The sequence below is a fragment of the Methylophaga sp. UBA4204 genome (genome assembly GCF_002379485.1).
Taxonomy (GTDB): domain Bacteria; phylum Pseudomonadota; class Gammaproteobacteria; order Nitrosococcales; family Methylophagaceae; genus Methylophaga.
The window spans coordinates 4,070-8,523 of the sequence record NZ_DFTU01000024.1 but is presented as its reverse complement, the minus strand read 5'-3'; the positions used below and the strand labels follow the sequence as shown (position 1 = coordinate 8,523).

Genomic DNA, 4,454 nt, shown 5'->3' with positions numbered 1-4,454 from the left:
GCTCGCTGTACTAAATCAACCGCTTCATCAACATCAAAGGGTTTTGGCAGGTATTCAAAAGCACCACCTTCGTATACAGATACAGCACTGTCCAGATCCGAATAAGCGGTCATAATAATGACCGGTAGATCAGGTTGCTTACGCTGAATTTCTGCCAGTAATTGCAGCCCATCCAGGCCTGGCATACGGATATCGCTGACCAGCACATCTGGCGGGGTATCTGTACCTCGTTTTAATTGCTCCAACACCAGATCACCACTCTCAAAGGCTTTGACAGTGATATCTACGGCTTCCAATGCCTTTTGTAATACCCATCGAATCGATCGGTCATCATCAACAATCCATGCTATTGCTTTAGCGCTCACGGTTTAACTCCAGGGGAAAAATAATTGAAAATATGGTTTGGCCTGCATGGCTGATACAACTGACTGTGCCAGCATTTCGCTGCACTAGATTCTGTACCAGATATAATCCTAGCCCTGTGCCATCAGCTCTCCCAGTCACCAGGGGATAGAACAAACTGTCCTGTAATTGTTTTGGAATACCCGGGCCGTTATCTTCTACTTCAATCAGCACGCCTAATTTATAAAAACGTTTTTCAATGGTCAGATTACGTTGGATGCGAGTTTTCAGCCGAATAATGCCAATGCCATGCATTGCCTGAACTGCATTACGCACAATATTTAAAATAATCTGAATCAACTGATCAAAATCAGCGTGTAAATCCGGGATACTGGGATCATAGTCAGCTATAAACTGAAGCCGCTCGTCGACTTCAATATCTACAAGCTGGCGAACTCGTTGTAAAACTTCATGAATATTCAAAAACTGCTTTTCGGATTGCTGATAAGGCCCCAGCATTCGAGTCATCAGGTTTTGCAACCGGTCAGCTTCATTAATGATGATTCGGGTATATTCTTTCAAATCATCCGAATCCAGCTGACGTTCCAATAACTGTGCAGCACCTCTCAACCCTCCCAGCGGATTTTTAATTTCGTGCGCCAGACCACGAACTACCTGTTGCTGGGTATGTAAATTTTCATCACGATTGACGCGCTGTTGATAATCCAGCTGTGCCAACTCTACCAGGAGATGGGGCTCAGCAACGTCCAGCATTTGGATTGAACAATCCACAACTATTTCGCCTGCAGCAGGCAGAAATAACTGAATTTCACGTTCTATTAGCGCCTGTCCATTACTGATAACCCGGCGTAATGAATTCAACAGATGTGTTTCACCCGGTAACAAAGTCTGAAAGGGAATATGTTCAGCCTGACGTTGGCTGATTTCAAACATGACTTCCGTTGAAGTATTGATGTAACAAACCCGTAAATTCATGTCGAGTACTAATATCGCAGTCGTTAAACTCTCCAGTACATCATCGCTGGAAAACTGTTCAACATTAATCAGTTTGTCGTTTAAGTTCATGGCCTGCCATCTGCAAAAAACGCTCCATTTGTAAGCACCAAATGTCACATCATATTTAAGATTATGATTCCAATGGTAATAATATATTTGAGTATGGAAGAGTTTAAATAAACCAACCACTTCAAGCAGTATGAAAAGTGTATTTACACTCTTGCACGCATCATTTTGGTGCGACTATCAAGGTGTTTGAGGAAAGGTCGGGATACCAGGAGTAGTAGGAAAGCCGGGAATACTGGGTGCACCGGGTCCGGGACTTGGTTGACCGTTTTGACGGCCTGGTTGTTGTAGACTGGTGCGTTGTAAATAAAAGGTAATCGTTTCACTTTGAGCTAAAACTTCCCCGGAAGCGTTCAGTACATTTGCTGACAAGGTATGTGTTCCCCTGTCCAGATTTTCCAGCATAAAACTCAGTTGAGGCATTGGCATGCCTGCCGGTAAGCCGTCTAGGTATAACTGAATCAAATCGCCCCGTTCAGGATTTAATGCTGGAAACACTTGCAGATTGACTGTGACATTGCCGTTATTAACACGAATCCCGGCATCATTTTCGGGCGCAACAATAGCTACCTTATAATTTGGGGCAGCTTCAGGCTCATCAGCATTTTCCTGTTGTTCAACGTTAGCGGAGGCTGTTTCTTCAGGGATTTGTACTGGTGAATAAGTCATAGGCTGTTGTAATTCAACCTTTTCAGCATTCTCACCAGGCTGATCTGAATACACCTGATTGCCATTGTCATCAACCCAGCGATAGATATCCTCAGCCGCAACAGCTGTGCCGAGACCAAACAACATGACAAGAATCAATTTCATGCCTATGAATATAGGTCAGCCATCACCAATGTGCAACTGCGAAACATAAAAAAACGCCTCCACATGGGAGGCGTTTTGTGACATCAATCAAAAAAGCTTAAACACTGTAGTACAAATCAAACTCTGCAGGATGTGTCTCCATACGCAGACGAGTAACTTCTTCCATCTTCAGATCAATATAGCCATCGATCATATCATCAGTGAAAACACCGCCTTCTGTTAAGAAAGCACGATCCTTATCCAGCTCTGCTAATGCTTGATCCAATGCATGACAAACTTTTGGAATCGCTGCATCTTCTTCTGGTGGCAAGTCATATAAATCCTTGTCCATCGCATCGCCAGGGTGGATTTTGTTTTTGATTCCATCCAGACCCGCCATCATCATTGCACTGAATGCAAGATATGGGTTTGCTGATGGGTCAGGAAAACGTACTTCAATACGGCGGCCTTTTGGATTGCTGACAAAAGGAATACGGATAGACGCACTACGATTACGTGCAGAGTAAGCCAGCATAACCGGAGCTTCAAAGCCAGGAACCAGACGTTTGTAACTGTTTGTTGAAGAATTGGTAAAGGCGTTCAACGCACGGGCATGTTTGATAATGCCACCGATGTAAAACAAAGCAGTTTCTGATAAACCGCCATATTTGTTTCCGGAGAACAGGTTGTCGCCATCTTTAGCCAGCGACTGATGAACATGCATACCACTACCGTTATCACCTACCAATGGTTTTGGCATGAATGTGGCCGTTTTACCGTAAGCATGAGCAACATTATGCACAACATATTTCAGTGTTTGAACTTCGTCGGCTTTTTTTACCAACGTGTTGAACTTGGTACCAATTTCACACTGACCAGCTGTAGCAACTTCATGGTGATGAACTTCAGTTACCAGACCCATTTCTTCCATGGTTAAACACATGGCTGAACGAATGTCCTGTAATGAATCAACCGGCGGTACTGGAAAATAACCACCTTTAATGCTTGGACGGTGACCTTTGTTACCGTCAGGGAAGACTTTTTCAGTATTCCAGGAAGATTCGTCAGAGTCGATTTTATAAAACGAGCCAGAGATATCACTGCCCCAACGAACATCATCAAGGATGAAAAATTCTGGTTCAGGACCAAAGAAAGCAGTGTCTGCCAAACCAGTAGATGCCAGGTAGGCTTCTGCACGTTTTGCCACACTGCGTGGGTCACGCTCATATCCCTGCATGGTAGCCGGTTCAACGATATCGCAACGAACGATCAGCGTTGTATCGTCCATAAACGGATCGAGAACAGCAGTCGAAGCATCCGGCATCAGAATCATGTCCGATTCGTTAATACCTTTCCAACCGGCAACTGATGAACCATCAAACATGACCCCTTCAGAGAAGGTATCTTCATCAATTGAATGCGCTGGGTAAGAAACGTGTTGCTCTTTACCACGCGTGTCGGTGAAACGGAAATCAAGGAATTTAACGTCCTCGTCCTTAATTATCTGAAGCACATTTTCGACTGACATTTATAATCTCCAAATTAAAAAACTGCACACCTTGGTGCAAAAAAACTCACTTGCTGTTACAGCACAAACCTTGCCAACTCAACAGCCCCATAAAATCAACCATTTGAGTGCAGACACCAGCCACCAATGATCACTATTGGTGCACTCAACACCTAAAACGCACCATTAAAGTGCTACGCACCAACACAGACCGTAATAATGATCTCATCATCCTTTTCAACCGACTTTACAATCTGATGTCCATGGATTCTGGCCCATGCAGGAATATCACTTAACGCACCGGGATCGGTGCAAATTACTGTGAGAATATCTCCAGAAGACAATTCCGCTACTTTATTCTGCGTTTTGATGACTGGCAAGGGACATAACAATCTTCTTGCATCTAATTCAATCTGTTTCACACGTACCACTCCTGTGGAACCTGCTCAACGTTAATCGGGCGTGCCTGAATATGCCTCGGTGGTTTATCCGGTACCGTAATTTCTACTTCAACTTCATCAGCATGTCGCCCCTGACCATAACGCGCCACGATGGATGCCGCCAGCGGAAAATCCTGTTGTTCAATATCACCATCAATAATGGCCATTGGTCCATTATGGCTGGTTGAATACAGGCTGGTAAACTGTTTGCGATAACCTTCGAGGAATTTGCTCTCTCCAGCATCGCGGGCAATGATCATTTTAAAATCCGCTTTTGGCCGAATATGCCG

The 4,454-nt window shown here is 44.2% G+C and carries 5 protein-coding genes and 1 pseudogene; all 6 read right to left on the bottom strand.

Annotated elements, in window-relative coordinates:
* Positions 1–365, bottom strand: a 365-nt coding sequence (locus B3182_RS03170; protein ID WP_292751506.1) for a response regulator, incomplete at its 3' end; no start/stop codon positions are given.
* A complete protein-coding gene (gene glnL / locus B3182_RS03165; RefSeq protein WP_292354794.1) occupies positions 355–1,428 on the bottom strand; it encodes a nitrogen regulation protein NR(II) in 1,074 nt (357 codons plus the stop codon). The genes B3182_RS03170 and glnL, both read right to left, overlap by 11 nt.
* 177 nt (positions 1,429–1,605) lie before the next feature.
* Complete coding sequence (locus B3182_RS03160) at positions 1,606–2,238, bottom strand: DUF4124 domain-containing protein (protein WP_292354792.1); 633 nt, start codon at positions 2,236–2,238, stop codon at positions 1,606–1,608.
* 97 nt (positions 2,239–2,335) lie between these two features.
* Positions 2,336–3,745, bottom strand: a complete 1,410-nt coding sequence (gene glnA / locus B3182_RS03155; protein ID WP_292354790.1) for a glutamate--ammonia ligase — start codon at positions 3,743–3,745, stop codon at positions 2,336–2,338.
* Between the two features lie 173 nt (positions 3,746–3,918).
* Positions 3,919–4,146, bottom strand: coding sequence for a sulfurtransferase TusA family protein (locus B3182_RS03150; RefSeq protein WP_292354788.1), 228 nt, complete (start codon positions 4,144–4,146; stop codon positions 3,919–3,921).
* Positions 4,143–4,454: pseudogene (locus B3182_RS03145) on the bottom strand (tRNA (5-methylaminomethyl-2-thiouridylate)-methyltransferase); the annotation flags it as partial. The gene B3182_RS03150 and the pseudogene B3182_RS03145, both read right to left, overlap by 4 nt.

Bases quoted from the DNA above. Each gene is read 5' to 3' on its own strand.
- B3182_RS03160 (WP_292354792.1), bottom strand. From the start codon at position 2,238: ATGAAATTGATTCTTGTCATGTTGTTTGGTCTCGGCACAGCTGTTGCG.
- glnL (WP_292354794.1), bottom strand. From the start codon at position 1,428: ATGAACTTAAACGACAAACTGATTAATGTTGAACAGTTTTCCAGCGAT.
- glnA (WP_292354790.1), bottom strand. From the start codon at position 3,745: ATGTCAGTCGAAAATGTGCTTCAGATAATTAAGGACGAGGACGTTAAA.